This is a genomic window from uncultured Alteromonas sp. (assembly GCF_963976965.1).
GTDB classification, from domain to species: domain Bacteria; phylum Pseudomonadota; class Gammaproteobacteria; order Enterobacterales; family Alteromonadaceae; genus Alteromonas; species Alteromonas naphthalenivorans.
Genome location: NZ_CAXBMP010000004.1, coordinates 89,307 through 108,056, shown reverse-complemented (window position 1 = coordinate 108,056; position 18,750 = coordinate 89,307). Strand labels below are relative to the sequence as shown.

General features: G+C 44.4%; 14 protein-coding genes. 10 read left to right on the top strand and 4 right to left on the bottom strand.

The genetic code is table 11. The features are described from left to right. Positions 1 to 96: 96 nt before the first annotated feature. The 5 genes from AAC006_RS04825 to envZ all read left to right on the top strand — a co-directional run bounded on the left by AAC006_RS04825 (position 97) and on the right by envZ (position 7,728). Positions 97 to 1,479, top strand: a complete 1,383-nt coding sequence (locus AAC006_RS04825) for a nucleobase:cation symporter-2 family protein (protein ID WP_126872100.1) — start codon at positions 97 to 99, stop codon at positions 1,477 to 1,479. A gap of 169 nt (positions 1,480 to 1,648) precedes the next feature. Next, on the top strand, positions 1,649 to 4,198 hold the full coding sequence (locus AAC006_RS04820) for a TonB-dependent receptor plug domain-containing protein (RefSeq protein ID WP_126872101.1): 2,550 nt from the start codon (positions 1,649 to 1,651) through the stop codon (positions 4,196 to 4,198). 237 nt (positions 4,199 to 4,435) lie between these two features. After that, positions 4,436 to 5,533: a DUF2855 family protein gene (locus AAC006_RS04815; protein ID WP_339890805.1), complete on the top strand. Its 1,098-nt coding sequence runs from the start codon at positions 4,436 to 4,438 to the stop codon at positions 5,531 to 5,533. A gap of 111 nt (positions 5,534 to 5,644) precedes the next feature. Further along, positions 5,645 to 6,367, top strand: a complete 723-nt coding sequence (gene ompR / locus AAC006_RS04810) for a two-component system response regulator OmpR (RefSeq protein WP_013786659.1) — start codon at positions 5,645 to 5,647, stop codon at positions 6,365 to 6,367. Between the two features lie 44 nt (positions 6,368 to 6,411). Further along, positions 6,412 to 7,728, top strand: coding sequence for a two-component system sensor histidine kinase EnvZ (gene envZ / locus AAC006_RS04805; RefSeq protein WP_339350607.1), 1,317 nt, complete (start codon positions 6,412 to 6,414; stop codon positions 7,726 to 7,728). Here envZ and AAC006_RS04800 read toward each other — a convergent pair. From AAC006_RS04800 to hslR, 4 genes are all read right to left on the bottom strand, one after another. Next, positions 7,719 to 8,894 (bottom strand): MFS transporter, encoded by a 1,176-nt coding sequence (locus tag AAC006_RS04800; RefSeq protein WP_126872103.1) that lies wholly within the window; start codon positions 8,892 to 8,894, stop codon positions 7,719 to 7,721. The genes envZ and AAC006_RS04800 overlap by 10 nt on opposite strands. Before the next feature lie 314 nt (positions 8,895 to 9,208). Further along, a complete protein-coding gene (locus AAC006_RS04795; protein WP_339890804.1) occupies positions 9,209 to 10,771 on the bottom strand; it encodes a phosphoenolpyruvate carboxykinase in 1,563 nt (520 codons plus the stop codon). A 286-nt stretch (positions 10,772 to 11,057) separates the two neighbouring features. Beyond that, on the bottom strand, positions 11,058 to 11,957 hold the full coding sequence (hslO, locus tag AAC006_RS04790; RefSeq protein ID WP_339890802.1) for an Hsp33 family molecular chaperone HslO: 900 nt from the start codon (positions 11,955 to 11,957) through the stop codon (positions 11,058 to 11,060). A 27-nt stretch (positions 11,958 to 11,984) separates the two neighbouring features. After that, complete coding sequence (hslR, locus tag AAC006_RS04785) at positions 11,985 to 12,380, bottom strand: ribosome-associated heat shock protein Hsp15 (protein WP_013786664.1); 396 nt, start codon at positions 12,378 to 12,380, stop codon at positions 11,985 to 11,987. 136 nt (positions 12,381 to 12,516) lie between these two features. Here hslR and gspC point away from each other — a divergent pair, with 136 nt between their 5' ends. The 5 genes from gspC to gspG are packed head-to-tail and all read left to right on the top strand — an operon-like array spanning position 12,517 to position 18,748. Next, positions 12,517 to 13,455, top strand: coding sequence for a type II secretion system protein GspC (gene gspC, locus AAC006_RS04780; RefSeq protein ID WP_126872106.1), 939 nt, complete (start codon positions 12,517 to 12,519; stop codon positions 13,453 to 13,455). Between the two features lie 18 nt (positions 13,456 to 13,473). After that, complete coding sequence (gene gspD, locus AAC006_RS04775) at positions 13,474 to 15,516, top strand: type II secretion system secretin GspD (protein ID WP_126872107.1); 2,043 nt, start codon at positions 13,474 to 13,476, stop codon at positions 15,514 to 15,516. A gap of 1 nt (position 15,517) precedes the next feature. Next, positions 15,518 to 17,083: a type II secretion system ATPase GspE gene (gspE, locus tag AAC006_RS04770; protein WP_013786667.1), complete on the top strand. Its 1,566-nt coding sequence runs from the start codon at positions 15,518 to 15,520 to the stop codon at positions 17,081 to 17,083. 1 nt (position 17,084) lies between these two features. After that, entirely contained in the window at positions 17,085 to 18,311 is a 1,227-nt protein-coding gene (gene gspF / locus AAC006_RS04765) for a type II secretion system inner membrane protein GspF (protein ID WP_126872108.1), read from the top strand. Then, entirely contained in the window at positions 18,311 to 18,748 is a 438-nt protein-coding gene (gene gspG / locus AAC006_RS04760) for a type II secretion system major pseudopilin GspG (RefSeq protein ID WP_013786669.1), read from the top strand. The genes gspF and gspG overlap by 1 nt, the downstream gene beginning before the upstream one ends. Positions 18,749 to 18,750 lie beyond the last annotated feature (2 nt).

Genomic DNA, 18,750 nt, shown 5'->3' with positions numbered 1-18,750 from the left:
AACAAGATTAAAAAAGGATAACTTCTTGCATAGGAATTAGTGCATAAAGAAGATATGCATTAATTTCTGACAATACTTGGTTTATAAAGGGACTTAATGAAACCAAATACCGATGTCTTGTTTGCATTAAATGATATTCCAACAGTAAACCAATCCATTACTGCCGCGTTGCAACATATTCTGGCGTGCTTCGTAGGTATTATTACCCCTTCTCTGATTATTGGCACTGCTTTAGGACTTGAATCTGAAATACCCTATCTTATTAGTATGTCGCTGTTTGTTTCAGGCGTTGCGACTTTCATTCAAGCAAAAACCTTCGGGCCAGTAGGTTGCGGTTTAATTGCGGTACAAGGCACCAGCTTTGCGTTCATTAGCGCGTTATTAATAGCTGGGCTGTCTATTAAAGCTAACGGGGGCAGCAAAGAAGAAATACTCTCTACTCTGCTGGGCGTTTGCTTTATCGGGGCTTTCATCGAAATTATCGTCAGTTTGTTTATCAATAAAATTAAAAGGGTAATAACGCCATTAACCACAGGTATCGTTATTACTACTATTGGTATAAGCCTTATAAAAGTAGGTATCACAGACTTGGCTGGCGGGTTTGGCAGCCCTAATTTTGGCAGCATTGAGAACCTTGCTCTTGGTCTATTTGTACTCGTTACTATTATTGCGCTTAATGTTTCTAGTAATCCTTGGGTAAGACTTTCCGGCATCATGATAGGCATGATTTTGGGCACGGTCGTGGCCTCTATCTTAGGCTGGGTTTCATTTGCTAGTTTAGCCGAACAACCTATTGTCAGTATTCCAGTACCTTTTAAGTATGGAATCAATTTTAACCTCGATATATTCATTCCCATTGCGCTTATTTATTTTCTGACTGCACTAGAAACCTCCGGCGACCTTACTGCTAATAGCTTATTTTGTGGCTTACCGATAAAAGGCCCTAAATATATAAAAAGAATCAAAGGTGGCATTTTAGCCGACGGTGTTAATTCGGCCATCGCCGCCGTATTCAATACCTTTCCAAATACCACATTTGGGCAGAACAATGCCGTTATTCAATTAACCGGTGTAGCAAGCCGACATGTGGGCTTTTACGTGGCGGCCATGTTAGTCATTTTAGGCTTGTTCCCTATTATCGGCGGCGCACTTCAATTAATGCCTAAACCTGTACTTGGTGGTGCAACATTAGTCATGTTCGCCACCATTGCCGTTGGGGGTATTAAGATATTGGCTAGCGAACCTATAGACCGTCGTAAGTCACTTATTATCGCGACCTCGCTAGGCACTGGCTTAGGTGTGCTGATGGTACCTGATGCCATTCAAGGCTTACCTATAGCCTTTAAAAACGTGCTTTCCTCCTCGGTTACTTCTGCAGGCTTTACCGCCATTATCATGAGTATTTTGATTCCAGAGAATAAGGTTATCGAACAAGAGAATACTGATTCCTCGCTTTCAGCATCAGTAGAAAAAAATTAAACAATAATCAAATAGAAATTCGACTGCTAATACCAAAAAATTGCCTTGTTGAGCCGTGCATTACAACAACTAAACTGTTTACGCCTACTACTTAAAGCAAAAAAAGACGTGAGCTATTTAATACATAACTAAAAAGCGCGTTGCGCAACAACACACACTAGGCTGCTCAATGAAAAAATTTACGCATAAAACCCTCTATTTAACGATGCTTTCGCTCTTTGCCTCATACTCGGGTGCTACTTTGGCGCAAGAAACACCGAGTGATGAAGACATGGAAACCATTTCAATTACCGGTGTAAAAGACCTCAACTCACTGATTCCAATAGAATCGAAAAGTGCATTTGGCTTAGATAAGTCTTTGGTAGAAACACCACGCTCGGTAACCGATATTAGTTCAGACCTAATTGAAGCGTACGGATTGCGTTCTGTAGATGATCTCGTACGAATAACCCCTGGAGCCTTTACCAGTTCATTTTTTGGTATTCAAGGCGCCATGGATATTCGTGGTGAATCGGCAGATAACTACTTTCGTGGCTTTAGACGAATTGCCAACCCAGGTGCGTTTAAAACCAATATTCGTGGGGCAAAAGGGTTGGAAGTTATGCGGGGGCCGGTTAGCCCTTTATATGGAAACGGTAGTGTAGGCGGGCAATTAAATTACTCACCCAAATCGGCTAAATCAGATGCCACAAAATACTTTGATGAAGCTACCGGCGAAATCCACTTAACCCTAGGCACATACGATCAAAAAATTCTTGCTGTAGAGGGCGGTACACCTTTCATGTTTGGTGATAAACAAGCAGGCGTATACATTTTTGCTGAAGCAGAAGATTCAGGTTCCTATTACGATAATTACGAGCCAACGAATGAGATTGTGCAAGTTGCATTTGATATCGATTTAACCGAAGACACATTGATGGAATTTGGTTTCCAATACCAAACATCAGATGCCATTCAAGTACCAGGATGGAACAGGGTAACCCAAGATTTAATTGATAATGGCACCTACATCACAGGTGCACCCGTGGCAAAAAATTCAGATAACCCTATTGGGGCAGATAGACTACTGCCTCAAGAGTCGGGTTTTATCTCGCCATTTGCGCCTTACTTCATTAACTCGTCGTTTTCAGGCGTAGGTACTTTTTGCAGCCCGGGTACCGCCGATAACAGTAACTATACTTATAACGCTATGCTGCTTTCTTGTCCTGGTGTGGCTGACGGGATTGAAAATGCCTATGCACTCAGTAACCCCGGCACCGCGCAAATAGATCATAAAACGACCTTTATTGATGATATTGATTTCGCTGACTCGACAGCATTCACTGCGTACTTAGATTTTACGACCTATTTGTCGGATGATATGACGTGGAAGAACCAGTTTTATTATGATTATATGGATCATACTAAGTTTCAGAGCTGGGGCTTTACCGCAGATTACCCTGGGGCCGAAGCTATGGAATTTAGAACAAGTCTAAACTTTGAAACCTTTCATGATAGTGCCACCATTCAACACATTACCGGTATCAGTATTCGTAACGAAGACCTCGACTACAACCATGCGTACTACGACGAAACCTTCGACTTTCGAGACATTACCGTAGGGCCTACCCCTGACGATAGAATTGATTGGGCGGTAGATGACCCCTATGAAGATGCCACTATTATTTACGATGAAGACGGTAACCCTACCGGCATTGATGGCACGGTAAGAAGAAACTATAACGAAGAGCAGGTTTCCACCATGCTTAATGCGGGCTTGTTTTATATTGCCGATATCACCCTTGAGTCTTGGAGCATCTTACTTGGTGCTAGGTACGACTATTTCGATGTTGAATCAGAAGACCAGGCCATTTCCTTGTTAGGTATTCCGTTTGGCGATGGTGAGGTGCATACCGATACCGAGTCAGCGTTTAGTTACAATGTGAGCGTGTCGTACAAGATGGAGTCGGGATTTGTGCCTTACGCCACTTACGCTGAGTCGAGTTCACTAAGCACCAATCAACTTGGTGGGATTATTCCAAGTAGTGTGGATAACGGTGAGTATTTAGCAGAATCAACCTTAGCCGAGTTAGGAATTAAATACAGCAGCGACGATGAATCACTCTATGCTGCCCTCGCCATATTTGATCAGGAAAAAACCGACAGAATCGGGCAAACCTCAGCGTTAGTAGCGGTTTACAGTGAAGGGGTTGAATTTGAAGCTCGCGCTATTTTGAATGAAAGTTTCTCGCTTACTGCTACCGCTACCCATATTGAAACCACCGAGGTGAGTGATGGTGCATTAGCGGTGATCAACGGCGCTGACTTTGCTGCCCAGAATGGTCTTGAAGCGTATCAAGTATACGGAGGCCGAATTGCGGGCAACCGGTCTACCTTTGTAGGCGAAGGTGTAGAACTTGACCGTGGCGGCCTACCTGACAACACTGTGAGCTTGTTCCTGAACTATAACAAGCCTTTAGAAAGAGGCAGAGTAACAGCTAGCCTTGGTTTTGGGTGGGCGGATGAAACCTACACCGATGTATTGGAAACCATATTGCTGCCTAGTTACATGGTATGGACTGGCTCGGTGGGTTATGTAGCTGAAAACTACCGCATACTACTCAGCGTAAATAACTTATTTGAAGAGGAGTATTACACGTCTGCCGACTTGTTCGACTCTGTAGTGGTTAAGCCTTCTGAGGGCCGAACGGGCTCAGTCATGTTTAGCTATTCTTTCTAGCGGAAACATCGACCACCGCTTTCGATTTTCAGTGGTGGTCGTTTCTACTTTCTTGCGTTCGCGGTGAACACTAACCGAAAGCGAAAAATTCGCAATACTGCCGCAGCTATATCGAGAAAGCATGCCTGCGACTTAGTGTATTCGCCGCCCCTATAACAATCTATTTACAACCTAAAGTCGAAAACCCATACAAAGTACGGCATCGTAGTCTATTAAAATGAGATGAAAGGTGACGCCATGACAACCGTAACCAGTACGCAGATTTGGGTGAAACAAGACAAAATCGACGCCACCCAAGTAGTAGACAAAACCCTATCTACCAATGACTTAGCTGAAGATGAGGTTTTACTTAAAACTGACAGCTTTGGTTTTTCAGCCAATAATATTACTTATGCCGCGCTGGGCTTTACCATGGGGTACTGGGGTTTTTTCCCCGCTGATGAAGGTTACGGCATTGTACCTGTATGGGGATTTGCCACTGTGGTGGCATCAAACCACGCTGACATTAAAGCAGGCGAGAAAGTGTTTGGTTACCTGCCTATGGCAAGCTACTGGGTAATCAAAGCCGGAAAGGTCGCCCCCCATGGTTTTTCTGATATTCACGAAAATCGTAAAAGTATTAGCCCGGTTTACGACCAATTTCTACGCTGCGCCGTTGACCCTGGGTATGATGAAAGCCGTGAAGCTTGGCAGCTAAATTTCCGTCCGTTATATATGACCTCGTTTGTGCTGGATGATTTTGTAGATGAATTTAGCAAAGGTGAGTCATTATTGCTCTCTAGTGCATCTAGCAAAACTGCATTGGGCACCGCTCAACGGCTTAAAGATCAAAAAGTTCACAGACATGCTAATTATCAAGTCATTGGGTTAACCTCTGCGTCAAATGTAGACATGGTAAAAGCGTCAGGTTGCTACGACCACGTATTTAGCTACGACGATGTAGAAACACTGTCTAAAGATCAGCAATACTGGTTGCTCGATTTTGCTGCCAACGGTGCTTTGATCACATCACTTGGCGACGCCCTTGGTGATAAGCTTTCCAAAGTAACGCTTATTGGTGCCACCGATTGGAAAGCCGAGCAAAAACCCAATAAGAATGCCTTAGATGCAGAAATATTTTTTGCTCCTGCACGAGTTAAGCAACGTCAGCAGGAATGGGGGCACGAGGCATTTTTAGCAAAATATGCAAAGGCCTGGAAGGGGTTTGCAGGAAAAGTTCAAGATACCTTTTTTGAGCAAGAACACACAGGCTCTCAGCAAATTGTTGCCCTATATTCCGACACCTTAAACGGCACCGCCGACACCAAAGCACTTAATGTCGTTCGCTTTGAGTAGTTGCTAACAGACACTATTTGTAACAAAGAGGAGAAGGCTTTCATGCATTCCTCTCTTTTGTATTTGGTGACGAGTCGTTATAGTGAAGAAAACTACTATTAAAGGCATGTCATGGGTCAGGAAACGTCTAAAATTCTCGTTGTCGATGACGATATGCGCCTTCGTAGCTTACTTGAACGCTATTTAGTGGAGCAAGGCTACCAGGTGCGAAGCGCTGGAAATGCAGAGCAAATGGACCGATTGCTTGAACGCGAGAACTTTCACCTTATGGTGTTAGATTTAATGCTTCCTGGCGAAGATGGCTTGTCTATTTGTCGTCGATTACGACAGATGGGCAACGAACTTCCTATCATCATGCTTACCGCAAAAGGCGATGAAGTAGACAGAATCATTGGCCTTGAAATGGGTGCCGATGACTACTTACCTAAGCCATTCAACCCCCGAGAGTTACTTGCACGTGCGAAGGCGGTATTACGTCGTCGCAATAGTGAAGCCCCAGGCGCGCCTTCTAAAGACGTTCAAGTTATCGAATTTGGCGAATACAAACTGAATTTGGCTACCCGAGAAATGACTGCGGGTACTACCCCTCTTACCCTCACAAGCGGCGAGTTTGCGGTATTGAAGTCTTTAGTTACCCACCCTAGAGAGCCATTATCACGAGATAAGCTTATGAATCTTGCTCGCGGGCGAGACTACAGCGCGCTAGAACGCAGTATTGATGTTCAAGTATCGCGATTGCGTAGAATGCTAGAGAAAGACCCCGCCAACCCGAGGTATATTCAAACCGTTTGGGGTTTAGGCTATGTATTCGTACCCGATGGTGAGCAGGCATAAATAACCATGGGAAAAATGGGTTGTTTATATAGGTTGGTGAAGTAGTGCGTCTGGTTCCTCAAAGTGCATTTGGCCAAACAGTCATGCTGATTGGCGTACTTTTGCTTATTAACCAAGTCGTTTCTTACCTGTCTGTAACCTATTATTTTATTCAGCCTAGTTATCAGCAAATCAACAGCCTACTTGCCACGCAAGTGAAATCGGTATTAGCAGAAGACTTATTAGTCAGCAATGACGACAGCAGAGCCCGCTATTACGACAAAACCGACATTCAAATACTCGATGCCAGCAAAGCAAGAACCAAAGGTTTAGAAAGCGCGGTTTATTATGGGTTTATGTCATCGCAAGTAAGCAAACAAATTGAGCAACTTGCCGATGTTCGCATTAGTACGGTTTCGCAAAAAACCGACGCCAGCGCACCTTATACGGTATGGATCTCGTTGTCTCGCTACCCCGACACTTGGATTGCTATACCCATAACCGGCTTAAACGAAGCGAATATTTCACCGTTAACCATGTATTTGATGGTGATAGGTATATTAAGTGTGGCGGGTGGTTGGCTATTTGTTCGGCGTATGACCATGCCACTGTCTTCTTTGCAAAAAGCCGCATTAGCGGTAGGTAAAGGTGAGCACCCCGCGCCACTTAAAGAGCAAGGCAGCACGGAAATGATTCAAGTTACCCGCGCCTTCAACCGTATGAATCAAGGCATCAAGCAGCTAGAACATGACCGGACTTTGATGACGGCAGGTATATCTCACGATTTACGTACTCCGCTGACACGCATTCGTCTTGCGTCTGAAATGCTGCCTGAATCTCAAAACTGGATAAAAGATGGCATTGTTAACGATATTGAAGATATGAATGCGATTATCGATCAATTCATCGACTACGCCCGCTACGACACAGAAGAGATAAAAGAAAATACTGACCTAAACAGTCTTATTATCGAATTAGCGCAAGCGCGGCATATTGAAGAGAAGCATCATATCGCGTTGAAGCTTAACGATATTCCCTTGCTTGATTTACGCCGCGTAGCCATGAAGCGGGTTATCGATAATATTATCGAGAACGCCTTTCGCTACGGCTCCGATAATATTGTTATCTCCACGTTTTATAACCGTAATGAAAAACGGGTTTACTGTAAAATACGCGACTTTGGCCCTGGTATTCCCGCAGCAGAATTAGAGCATGTATTTATGCCCTTCGCGCAAGGTGACAAAGCCCGAAGTACATCGGGCTCTGGCTTAGGTTTATCAATTATAAGACGTATTGTGGAAGCTCATGATGGTGGTGTGGAGCTACGCAATCACCCACAGCAAGGTTTAATCGCAGAGTTCTATTTACCCCTTCATGAGTAACCGTGCTGTTTCACCATTCGGCTATACGCCCACGCAGCAACCCACAACATACATCCCCCCATAGGTATTACCCAAAACGCAGTGGTAAGGGGGACATAGTTTGCCCATAACCCCGTTGAAAAAGAGGCCACTTGCACGCCGGTAGAGTTGCCAATAATACAAATGCCAGATAATACGGGGCCATTATCACTATCAATATTCATGGCTGCCGACAACATAAGTGGAAATAACCCACCTAAGCCAAGCCCTAACAGTAAGTTACCTGCGCCCATACTGTACAGGTCAGTGGTAAGTTTAATGGCAAATACGCCGCACAACGACGCTGTAGCCAATATGACAATGAGCCGATGCACCGACATAAATCGCAATAAAAAAGGAAAAACCAACCGGCTTATTACCATACCCGCAGTAAAACATGCGAGCAGGTTTCGAGATTGTTCACCGGTAAACCCAATGCCGTTTTGCGCATAGCTTACAAACCAATTTGCATTGCCAAACTCTACAGCCCCATAGCCAAAACTAAGCAACGCCATAAATATAAAGATAGGTTGTTTAATTACCGCACCAAAATTGAGTGTTTTACGCTGCGCTTTTGGTTGGCCTCGGAGCAATTTGGCTTGAGAGTGCGCTGCCATAAAGGTATACGCCGACAGGGCTAGCATAAATAGTGCAAGCACTTGAATTGGTCTACGCCAGTTTTCTTCTTGAAGATAAAGCAAGGTAACAAAAAACGAAGCGGCAAAAGTGCCTAAACTGAACATAAAGTCCATTAGCCCCATCATGGTAAAGCGCTTTTCTTCATACAAGCGGGCAATTAAGGTGTGCCCAATAGTAAAAATTGAGGAACTGACTATGCCTATAACGACGGCCACCACCAATACCCATTGCCATCCGTGTAATGACGATATAAGCAATAATAAAACAGCGTTTATACCCAACAGCGATGCTAACAATGGCATGTAATCAAAGCGACTAACGTACTTACCGCCAACTACGGCTCCCACCATCATACCCAATGAGAAAAGCGAGAAGAACAAACCACTTACCAGCTCTGACATACGCAGGTCGGCAGCAATATCTGGCAGTAAAATACCCCATAATATAAACAACATACCCAGTAAGAAAAAACCGGAAAATATAACAACAGTAATAGGACGACGACTCATCCATGCTCCTTTACAAACAGGGTTCTAAACGAAATAGTGCAATATTTTGGTGTAGCAGGGCATGATTTGTAGTTAAGAGACTTACTACAACGTTTTTTGATTTTTTGTTTGGAGCGTATTTTAACGTGAGACCGTTATCGACTACCAAGGACGCTACAGTACGCCTTTAGTATAACTCGCGCAAGATAGGAAACGAAAAAAGCCCGCGGCTAAGCGCGGGCAAAACATCAATCACGTTGAGTGTGATGAAGGTTGGGAAGGGAAGGGTTGCCTCCCCTAACATCTAACTGCGCCCTAAAAAAACGCAGCAAGAATTAGTTGCCAGGACCTGCCTTTACAATGGCGTCGCTAACATCGTATTTCTCAAAATTTTGCTTAAAGCTATTGACTAGATTCTGCGCATATTCTTCGTATTTTTCTGCATCATTCCAGGTTTGCTTAGGCACTAATAAATTATCGTTAACGCCTGATACTGCAACAGGCACATCAAGGTTTAAGCCTTCAATATGTTGGGTTTCAACATTGGCTAAATCACCCGATACAATGGCATCGATAATAGCGCGAGTAGTAGGAATGTCGAAACGCTGACCTGTACCGTAAGGCCCGCCAGTCCAACCGGTATTCACCAAGTACACTTTGGCATTAAACGCTTTTACACGCTTAATCAGTAATTCGGCATACACGCCTGCTGGGCGTGGGAAGAAGGGTGCGCCAAAACAGGTAGAAAATGTTGATTCAATATCTGAGGTTGAACCAATTTCTGTCGAGCCCACTTTCGCGGTGTAGCCACTTAAGAAATGATAGGCTGCCGCTTCTTCACTTAGTACTGATACAGGCGGTAACACACCACTTACATCACAGGTTAAAAATACGACAGAGCGAGGCTCGCCGCCACGGTTTGCTTCAACCCGCTTTTCAATGTGGCTTAACGGATAAGCCGCCCGTGAATTTTGGGTTAGCGACGTATCTTTGTAATCTGGGGTGCGAGTATCGTCTAACACAACGTTTTCTAAAATAGTGCCAAACTTGATGGCGTCCCAAATAACCGGTTCGTTCTTTTGCGAAAGGTCGATACATTTTGCATAGCAGCCGCCCTCAATATTAAACACGCTGCCTTCGCCCCAACCGTGTTCATCATCGCCAATTAAAAAGCGTTTAGGATCGGCAGATAACGTGGTTTTACCTGTACCCGATAAACCAAAGAACAAAGTTACATCGCCTTGCTCGCCTACGTTGGCGGAGCAATGCATGGGTAATATGTCTTTCGCAGGAAGTAAGAAATTCTGAACCGAGAACATGGCTTTTTTCATTTCACCGGCGTATCTCATGCCGGCAATAAGCACACGTTTTTTAGCAAAATTAATGACTACCACGCCATCACTGTTGGTGCCGTCACGCTCTGGGTCACACACAAACCCAGGAACATTTAATACTTGCCACGGGCTTTCGTTATTAACGTTCCATTTGTCTGGCACGATAAAAAGATTACGCGCAAAAACGTGCTGCCACGCAGTTTGCGTTCTTACTTCTAAAGGAAGTGCATGCGCAGGATCTGAGCCCACTTGAAGGTGAGATAGAAAATGCTCTTGAGTAGTTAGGTAGGCCTCTACTTTGTTCCATAAGGCATCGAATTTAGTAGCATCAAATGGCTTATTAACCTTGCCCCAATCGATTTCATTCTCAGTGGAAGGCTCTTTTACGATAAACCTATCATTTGGTGAGCGACCCGTTCTTTCACCGGTTTCAACGACCAAAGCCCCGTTAGTGTCTAACACACCCTCGCCCCGCTTAATTGCGCGTTCGATTAATTCGGCGCTAGGCAAATCAACCAATGGAGAGATTTTTAAATCCGTTTTTAAAGACGCTGCTACACTCATAACCGTAACCCTTAATGTAATCTTTCAATAGCACTTTCAAAAAGTATCATTTAACTGAGTCTAAAGTAAATAAAGGCATAGCGTTATTTCTATAAAGAATACTGATTATTAATCTGGATCAACTTTCGAAAAAAACGTAATAAAATTACATTTTTTATTTTAAGGAGGGATACCAAACGGGATACGTGGTTTTTTATCAACTTCCCCTTACAACAAGTGCTGTAAAGGGAAATGAATTAAGAGGTTTTCTTATTTTAGGGGCGACTTAAGGGTAAGGAGTACCCCCTTATTGATTAGTATCAGGTGAGGGTGCATTACCACTGTGAATCGCCTCAATATCGATACTATCGAAACGATATTCTGCATGGCAATACTGACAATTCATCTTAATGTCGCCATCTTCTTTTACTATGGATAAAAGCTCAGCTTTATCGATGTTACGAAGCGCTTCTGCACTGCGTTCCTTGGAACATGTACACGCAAAGCTAACCGCTTTCGCTGGGTACACTTCCACTTCTTCTTGGTGGTACAAACGATAAAGAATGTCTTCTACCGACAACGAGAACATTTCTTTTTCCGTTAAGGTTTCGGTTAACGTAGCAATATGATCAAACCCTGTTGCTTGGGTGATGTCAGTGGCGCTAGCATCTGTTGGTAATACTTGAAGCAGCATACCCGCCGCTCTGGCATTGTTTTCATCTTGTAAGTCGGTCATTAAGTGCACGCGAGTGGCTAACTGTTCTGACTGGGCGAAGTATTCTTCTAAACACTCAGCTAATGTTGGCTTATCTAATGCCACAATACCTTGATAACGCTCGCCTTCATCAGGAGTAATTGTCATCACCAATACCGCTTCGGTAAGTAACTCATCAAACGCTTCTGGAAGCGTTTCAAGGCTTTCATCCCAGCGGGCAATACCACGAAACGTTTGTTCATGGGTGGCATTAATAACCGCGTAACTTACGGGCCCTTTACTTTGAATTTGTAGGGCAATTTCGCCTTTAAATTTAAGCGTAGCCGTAAGTAAAGATGTTGCCGCGGCCAACTGCCCTAACAGACGCTGAATTTGCACGGGGTATTCATAGCTATGAACAATGTGCTTTAAGCTTTCATCTAAACGAACTAATTCGCCGCGAACGTTTGCTTGGGTAAATAAAAATCGATGTAATTTGTCAAAATCACTCATAAACTTGTCCTGTTAGGCAGCGTACTTCTACTGCTGCTTAAATTTAATAATTTGTCTGCGCTGTTTTTTATCTGGCCGATGTTCTGGCTTAGGACTATGAAAAGCGTTCAATTTTCGTGCAACTTGGTTTTCTTCACGTTTTGTTACACTTGTCTCAGTTTCTTCATATAAGTCTTGAGCAAGTGCTGCACTGAGTCGTTTATCACTGAGCCCTCGAACAATAACATCGCGATTATCCCAACCTGAGGGAACTTTTATCACTGCGCCAAGCTCTACATTCTTGCCGGGCTTGGTGCGCTGTCCGTTGTAGTGAACTTTTCCTGACTGAACCATGTCTCTGGCAATGGCGCGGGTTTTGAAAAACCTTGCAGCCCATAGCCACTTGTCTAGCCTCACATTTTGTGATGTATTGTTCGTTTCCATAAGACCTTTGTAATAATTTCGTAACGGTGCGGCTTTAGTGTTGTGAGCCCCACCTCGACTAGGCTATGATGGGTCGGACAAAGCGCGGTTAACCAAATTTTCACTTTAATAATAAGCAGTACCATCAAGTGGCGACATGACATTCGATAAACTCAATCCACAGTCTCTGGTTGTTTTTGTAAACCAGAACCAAAAACAACTTCACACGTTAATTGTGGTGCTGCTGAGCCTATATTTAATAGCCTTTGCCGCTAAGCTACTATGGCGAATTATACCTGAACCTCAATTATCTGCGACTCCCGCAGTGAGTTTTGCGCCTATACCTTCTACGGCTTCAGGGCAAAGTGGGGTCAACATACGCAAAATACAACAATTAAATTTATTTGGTAACGCGGCAGCCGCGCCTGCAAAGGTAGAAGAAGCGCCAGTTACCGATGCGCCTGAAACGCGTCTTAACCTTACCCTTACCGGTGTGGTGGCAAGTTCGGATGAAGGTTCTAGCACTGCGGTTATCGAAAATCGCAATAGTCAAGCGGTGTATGGTCTGGGTGAAAAGATTGAAGGCACTAACGCCACCCTGAAGCAAGTTTTCCGAGACCGAGTTATTATTAAAAATGGGGTTAGAAACGAAACCTTGATGTTAGATGGCATTGATTACGACGAAGCGAACAAACGTCGCCAACAACAAGCTAAACGTCGTCCACAGCCTGTTCCAGATGAGCGAGACGAGCCCGATTCAAGACAGTTAAGTGAAGAAGCCATTGAAGCAACCGCTTCACTGCGAGATCGCCCAGCAAGCTTTACCGACTTCATCTCTATTTCGCCAAAAACGGAAGAAGGACAGCTAATCGGCTATCAAGTTAGCCCAGGTAAAGAACCCGCATTATTTAAGTCAGCAGGGCTTCAAGCCGGCGATGTTATTGCACAAATTAACGGATTGGATCTGACAGACATGCAGCAATCCCAAGAAGCACTATCTGAACTTCGCAATGCTCAGAATATTGAACTTACAATCATTCGTGATGGCAGTTTTACTACGCTCTATCTCGATTTACCTGAGCCATCAGCAGAATAAGAATTAAAGGAAGACAGAATGAAAAGGCGCACTAGCCAAAAATTGTTATCTCGCCTGAGCACAGCCCTGTGCACGGCCCTTCTTTGTTTCTCGGTAACCGCCGCTGAATATATGCCTAATTTTAAAGACACTGATATTAGTGAGTTCATTAATATTGTGGGCAAAAACTTAGAGCGGACCATTATTGTCGACCCCAATGTTCGCGGTAAAATCAGTGTTCGAAGCTACGATATGCTGACTGAAGATCAGTATTATCAATTCTTTTTAAACGTGCTTCAGGTTTACGACTTTGCTGTGGTTGAAATGCCGAGCGGTATTTTAAAAGTAGTACGCTCTAAAGATGCTAAAACATCAAACATTCCTGTAGTAGAAGGTTCAGCGAAAGACGGTGATGAAATGATCACCCGCGTCGTGCCTGTTTATAACGTACCGGTAAGAGAATTAGCGCCTATTCTACGTCAACTTAACGACCAAGCTGGCGGTGGTAATGTAGTAAGCCACGACCCTTCAAACGTAATGATGATTACTGGCCGCGCGGCTGTGGTGAACCGCTTAGTTGAAATTATTGAGCGTGTTGACCGTGCAGGTGATGAAGAAGTTGAGATTGTGAAGCTACGTTTCGCCTCAGCCTCTGAAATGGTGCGTATTATCGACAGCATTAACAAATCACAAGGTAAAGCTAATACCGGTGCTAAGTCAGACCCTCGAGTGGTAGCCGACGACCGTACTAACTCTGTGATTGTAAGCGGCGACATTAAAGCCCGCCAACGTTTAATTAATCTTATTGAGCGTATGGATCAGGAGTTAGAAACCAGCGGTAATACTCGCGTAATGTTTCTTAACTATGCCAAAGCCGACGATCTAGTAAAAGTACTACAAGGGGTTTCTGCCAGTATTCAAGCAGAAGAGAAAAGTGGCAGCACCAACAGCCGTGGTTCATCTAACCGTGACGTCAGCATTGATGCCCATGAAGATTCTAATGCGTTAGTAATCACTGCGGAACCTGACATGATGCGCTCACTAGAAGAAGTGGTCCGTCAGCTTGATATTCGCCGCGCACAGGTACAGGTTGAAGCCATTATTGTAGAAGTATTCGAAGGTGACGGCACTACCTTAGGTGTACAGTGGGTGTCTGAAAATGGCGGTGGTACTCAGTTTAGCAATGGTGTCATCCCAGTAGGATCGTTGGCGGTAGCGCTTAAAGAAGCGGAAGACGATACCGATACCGAAGCCTATGTGACCGATGAGGGTGCTGTAGTTGAGGTCACCACTACTGATGAAGGTGATTATACTTCTCTTGCTAGCTTGTTAGGCAGTGCGAATGGCTTAATTGCGGGTATTATTGATAACGGCTGGGGCGCGGTTGTGCAAGCAGTTAGTACCGACACTAACTCTAACGTATTGGCCACACCGCACCTTACGACCATGGACAACGAAGAAGCTTATTTCATTGTAGGGCAAGAAGTACCGATTATTACTGGTACTTCTACAGGCTCGAATAACTCGAACCCGTTCCAAACGGTCGATCGCCAAGAAGTAGGCATTAAGCTTAAAGTCACGCCTCAAATAAATGAAGGCGATGCAGTTCAGTTATTAATTGAACAAGAAGTATCTAGCGTCAGTGGTGCCACCTCGGTAGATATCTCTATTAATAAACGTGAAATTAAAACTACGGTTATTGTAGATGATGGCGGCACGATTGTATTAGGCGGCTTGATAGACGAAGACGTTCAAGAAAGCGTATCTAAAGTGCCTTTATTAGGCGATATTCCTATTATTGGTAACTTGTTTAAGTCGACGTCTACCAGCAAACGTAAACGTAACCTAATGGTGTTTTTAAAGCCAACTATCGTTCGTGATGGCGCAACCATGAACTCTATTAGCCATCGTAAGTACAACTACATTCGTGCCTTACAGCTTAAACGCCAGCAAGATGGTATTTCACTAATGCCAAACGCTGAAAGCCCTAGTATGCCTAATTGGGATGATGAACTTTCCTTGCCGCCTTCATTTGAAGAATACCTGACTGAGAAAGACAACCTTGATGAAGGTAACGAGTAATATGGCAGGTCAAGACGAGCAACTCACCCTTGCGGTAGAGGCACAGGAAGAAGCGCTCGAAGCAATGGTTGATGAAGAAGGCTTACCAGAAGCCGTGGCTGGCCCTCGCCAGCTTTCGTTCAGCTTTGCTAAGCGTAACCAGGTATTGCTTGAAACCAATGTCACTCCTGCTGTGCTGTATTTTACGGAAAACACCCCTTTTGAAGTGTTTGCCGAAGTACGCCGCTTTTACGGCGAACCTTTTGTACCTAAAACTATTGCTGCTGATGAGTTCGAAAGCTTTCTAACCAGTGCATTCCAGCGTGATAGTTCTGCAGCAAAGCAGTTAATGGAAGACTTAGGTAACGAGAGCGATTTGTTTGCCCTTGCGGAAGATTTACCTGATACCGAAGATTTATTAGATAACGAAGACGACGCCCCTATCATCAAGCTGATTAATGCCATGTTAGGTGAAGCGATTAAAGAAGGCGCGTCGGATATTCACATTGAAACCTTTGAAAACCAGTTAGTGGTTCGGTTTCGTGTAGATGGTGTATTACGAGAGATTTTACGCCCCAATCGTAAGCTCTCTTCCATGCTGGTTTCTCGTATTAAGGTAATGGCGAAACTTGATATTGCTGAAAAACGGGTACCGCAAGATGGCCGTATTACCCTACGCATTGCAGGCCGCGCAGTAGATGTACGTGTGTCTACTATGCCGTCTAGCCATGGTGAGCGTGTGGTGCTGCGTTTATTAGATAAAAACAACGCACGGTTAAACCTAAAAGACTTAGGCATGACCCAGCAAAACCGCGACCATTTTTCTTCATTAATTAGAAAGCCTCACGGTATTATTTTGGTTACTGGCCCAACAGGTTCTGGTAAAAGTACCACCTTGTATGCAGGCCTTAGCGAAATTAACTCTCGCGACCGCAATATTTTAACCGTAGAAGATCCTATTGAATTTGACTTACCCGGCATTGGTCAAACACAGGTAAATCCTCGTGTAGATATGACCTTCGCCCGCGGCCTACGAGCAATTTTGCGACAAGATCCCGATGTGGTGATGGTGGGTGAAATTCGAGATGTGGAAACGGCACAAATTGCGGTTCAAGCCAGTTTAACCGGCCACTTAGTATTATCGACCCTTCACACCAATACCGCCGCTGGCGCTATCACCCGTTTAGAAGATATGGGTATTGAGCCCTTTTTGCTTTCTTCAAGTTTACTGGCGGTATTATCGCAGCGCTTAGTGCGCACACTGTGTAAAGAGTGTAAAACCCCTCACACACCGGATCCGCAAGAGTGTGAAGCCCTTAATATTGATGCCGATAGCAACTTTACCATTTACCAACCTCACGGCTGCGCTGCCTGTAACCAAACCGGTTACCGAGGTCGTACGGGTATTCACGAGTTATTGCTGGTGAATGAGAAAGTGCGCGAAATGATGCATGAAGGCGTGGGTGAACAGGCCATTGAAAAATATATCAGGCACTCTACCCCCAGTATTCGGGATGACGGGTGTCGTAAGGTACTTGCAGGTGTTACCTCTTTAGAAGAAGTCCTGCGTGTAACCAAGGAGGATTAGTATGGCCGCCTTCGCTTATAAAGCGGTAAATAACCGTGGCCGTAACGCAAATGGTGTACTGGAAGGCGATAATGCTCGCCAAGTGCGCCAGCAATTGCGTGAAAAAGGGCTCATTCCTTTAGAAGTAGAACAAGTTACCGAGCGCGGAAAAAGTGACGGTAAAAGTGGTGGTTTCTCGTTTTTTAAACCGAGAATTTCAGCCTCAGATCTGGCCCTGTTAACCCGTCAAATGGCCACCTTGGTAGAATCTGCCTTACCGGTAGAAGAAGCCTTACTGGCGGTTGCCGAGCAGTGTGAAAAGCCCCGTCAAAAGAATATGATGATGGCTGTTCGAAGCAAAGTGGTTGAAGGTCATGGTTTAGCCGATGCCTTGTCTGAATTTCCTAGTGTATTTGATGACTTATACCGCGCCATGGTGGCGGCAGGTGAAAAATCCGGTCACTTAGATACGGTACTTAATCGCCTTGCCGACTATACCGAACGACGCCAGCAAACTCGCAGCCAAATTACCCAAGCACTTATTTACCCATCGCTTATGCTGTTTTTCGCTTTCGGCATTGTGATGTTATTGCTGACAGTGGTTGTACCTAAAATTGTGGGTCAATTCGACCATATGGGGCAAGACCTTCCAGGTATTACCCAAGTACTTATTTCGGTAAGTACTTGGCTACAAAATTACGGCCTTATCTTGCTGGTAGTAGTGGCTATTCTGGCGGTAATTGTTCAGCGTGTGCTTCAGCAGAAAAAGATGAAGCTAAGGTTTCACAAAGTTATTTTGAAACTTCCGCTTATTGGCAAAGTGTCCCGCGGGCTTAATACCGCTCGCTTTGCACGTACCTTAAGTATATTAAGTGCCAGCGCCGTGCCTTTACTTGAATCTATGCGCATTTCTGGCGATGTACTTGAAAACCAGCATATAAAGAATCAGGTAGCCGATGCTGCCATTAATGTAAAAGAAGGGAGCAGCTTGCGCGCTGCGCTCGACAATACAAAAATTTTCCCGCCAATGATGATGCACATGATTGCATCGGGTGAAAAGTCTGGCGAATTACAGCAAATGCTTGGTCGCGCCGCCGATAACCAAGATAGGGAATTTGAAGCCCTTGTTGGTGTCTCACTAAAAGTATTTGAACCTCTACTTATCGTGTCGATGGCTGGCATAGTGCTGTTTATCGTAATGGCAATTTTGCAGCCTATTTTGGCCTTAAACAATATGGTGAATATCTGATGAAAACCTTAAAACGTAGTTCTGGATTTAGTTTGATTGAAGTAATGGTGGTGCTACTTATCATCGGCATTATGGCATCGATGGTAGCGCCGCAAATTTTGGGTAACCAAGAAGTGGCACAACTTAAAAAAGCCGCCGTTGATATCCAGCAAATGGAAAGCGCGCTTGAAATGTATAAGCTTCGAAACAATAAGTTCCCAACGACTGAGCAAGGGCTAGAAGCGTTAGTAACCGCACCAACCCTTGATCCCATTCCAAGAAACTACCCAGAAGGCGGTTTCATTAAGCGTTTGCCAGAAGATCCTTGGGGCAATCCTTATGCGTTAATTAGCCCAGGAGAATTAGGCGTAGTAGACATTTTTTCAAATGGCCCAGACGGTGAACCAGGTACCGATGACGATATTGGTAACTGGAACATTAACGAATACTTAAACTAAGT

Excerpts from the sequence above, each read along its gene's own strand:
- AAC006_RS04825 (WP_126872100.1), top strand. The coding sequence starts at position 97 with ATGAAACCAAATACCGATGTCTTGTTTGCATTAAATGATATTCCAACA.
- AAC006_RS04800 (WP_126872103.1), bottom strand. The coding sequence starts at position 8,894 with ATGAGTCGTCGTCCTATTACTGTTGTTATATTTTCCGGTTTTTTCTTA.
- hslR (WP_013786664.1), bottom strand. The coding sequence starts at position 12,380 with ATGGAAACGAACAATACATCACAAAATGTGAGGCTAGACAAGTGGCTA.
- AAC006_RS04820 (WP_126872101.1), top strand. The coding sequence starts at position 1,649 with ATGAAAAAATTTACGCATAAAACCCTCTATTTAACGATGCTTTCGCTC.
- gspF (WP_126872108.1), top strand. The coding sequence starts at position 17,085 with ATGGCCGCCTTCGCTTATAAAGCGGTAAATAACCGTGGCCGTAACGCA.
- AAC006_RS04795 (WP_339890804.1), bottom strand. The coding sequence starts at position 10,771 with ATGAGTGTAGCAGCGTCTTTAAAAACGGATTTAAAAATCTCTCCATTG.
- gspD (WP_126872107.1), top strand. The coding sequence starts at position 13,474 with ATGAAAAGGCGCACTAGCCAAAAATTGTTATCTCGCCTGAGCACAGCC.
- hslO (WP_339890802.1), bottom strand. The coding sequence starts at position 11,957 with ATGAGTGATTTTGACAAATTACATCGATTTTTATTTACCCAAGCAAAC.
- gspC (WP_126872106.1), top strand. The coding sequence starts at position 12,517 with ATGACATTCGATAAACTCAATCCACAGTCTCTGGTTGTTTTTGTAAAC.
- AAC006_RS04815 (WP_339890805.1), top strand. The coding sequence starts at position 4,436 with ATGACAACCGTAACCAGTACGCAGATTTGGGTGAAACAAGACAAAATC.
- gspE (WP_013786667.1), top strand. The coding sequence starts at position 15,518 with ATGGCAGGTCAAGACGAGCAACTCACCCTTGCGGTAGAGGCACAGGAA.
- ompR (WP_013786659.1), top strand. The coding sequence starts at position 5,645 with ATGGGTCAGGAAACGTCTAAAATTCTCGTTGTCGATGACGATATGCGC.
- gspG (WP_013786669.1), top strand. The coding sequence starts at position 18,311 with ATGAAAACCTTAAAACGTAGTTCTGGATTTAGTTTGATTGAAGTAATG.